We start from the raw sequence: 1,298 nt of genomic DNA, 5'->3' as shown, positions 1-1,298 counted from the left end.
GCTCGGCCCCCCGAGCGGTGAGGATCATCGCGCGACCGGCGTTGGCGAGCAGCCGGGCCGCCGCCACGATGTCGTTCTCGGGCACGCCCGTGATGCGCTCCACCCGGTCCGGCCAGTACAGGCGCACGGCGCGGCGCACCGCCTCGAATCCCGTGGTGCGTTCGCAGACGTATTTCTCGTCGATAAGACCCTCGCGGGCAACGACATTGAGCATGCCGTTGGCCAGGGCCAAGTCCGTGCCCGGGACCGGTTGCAGGTGCAGGTCGGCACGAGCAGCGGTCAAAGTGCGCCGAGGATCCACCACGATGTGCTTGGCACCCCGTGCCCGTCCCTGTTCGAAGAACTGCATCGCCGGCGGCATCGTCTCGGCGGGATTGCTGCCGACCAGCAGGACCACGTCGGCTCCGGCGATGTCAGCCAGTGGGAACGGCAGTCCCCGGTCGATACCGAACGATCGGTTCGTTGCGGCGGCCGCGGACGACATGCAGAAGCGGCCGTTGTAGTCGATCGCCGAGGTGCGCAGCGCCACGCGCGCGAACTTGCCCAGCTGATAAGCCTTCTCGTTGGTCAGGCCGCCACCGCCGAAGCAGCCCGCGGCGTCCGGCCCGTGCCGGCGCTGAGCGTCTTGGAATGCCGCGACGACTTTTTCGAGTGCCTCGTTCCAGGTGGCGGGGCGCAGCGGTGAGCCGCGTCCGTCGCGAACCAGTGGGCGCGTCAGACGTTCCGGATGGCCCAGCAGGTCAGCGGCCGTCCAGCCTTTGGCGCACAACCCGCCACGATTGGTCGGAAAGTCGTTTTGTGGCGCGAGCGCCACCTGACCCCCCGAGGTGTCCAGGGTGATCCCGCACTGCAGGGAGCAGTAAGGGCAGTGTGTTTTCGTCGGCGCCGACGCCATCGGCGATCACCGCTTCGCTGTGGGGGCGCCACGGATCCGGCCGGCCCCGCAATGTAGACCTTTCATGTCGCCTCCCGATCGGCCCTTCGCTGCCGAAGCTACGTGGGGCGTGTTTCGGAGGTATTTCGGTTGATTGTCCGGGCGACTACCGCTGCCTCACCGTCGGTGTCCGAACAAGAATGCGTCCAGCAGCTCGTTGACCCGCGCGGGCTCTTCGAGCGCCGCCAGGTGCGCGACCCGGTCGAGCACGGCGAAGGACGCGCCGGGGATCGAGTCGGCCATGGCGCGGGTTTCTGCCACCGGGAAGGTGGCGTCTTCCGCGCCGGCGACCACCAGCACCGGGGCGGTGACCCCGGCCAGCAGGGCGTGCTGGTCGGGCCGGGCGGACACCACGCTGCGCACC

The 1,298-nt window shown here is 69.2% G+C and carries 2 protein-coding genes; both read right to left on the bottom strand.

All coding sequences use genetic code 11. The features are described from left to right. A partial coding sequence (locus tag A9W96_RS18775) for a molybdopterin oxidoreductase family protein (protein ID WP_156765312.1) occupies positions 1-895 on the bottom strand: 895 nt, incomplete at its 3' end. A gap of 156 nt (positions 896-1,051) precedes the next feature. Continuing rightward, a partial coding sequence (locus A9W96_RS18770) for an alpha/beta fold hydrolase (RefSeq protein WP_197499565.1) occupies positions 1,052-1,298 on the bottom strand: 247 nt, incomplete at its 5' end.

The sequence above is a fragment of the Mycobacterium sp. 1245852.3 genome, assembly GCF_001669335.1.
Classification (GTDB): domain Bacteria; phylum Actinomycetota; class Actinomycetes; order Mycobacteriales; family Mycobacteriaceae; genus Mycobacterium; species Mycobacterium europaeum_A.
Note: the sequence above shows the minus strand (reverse complement) of the source record. Positions and strands in the feature narration are given on the sequence as shown.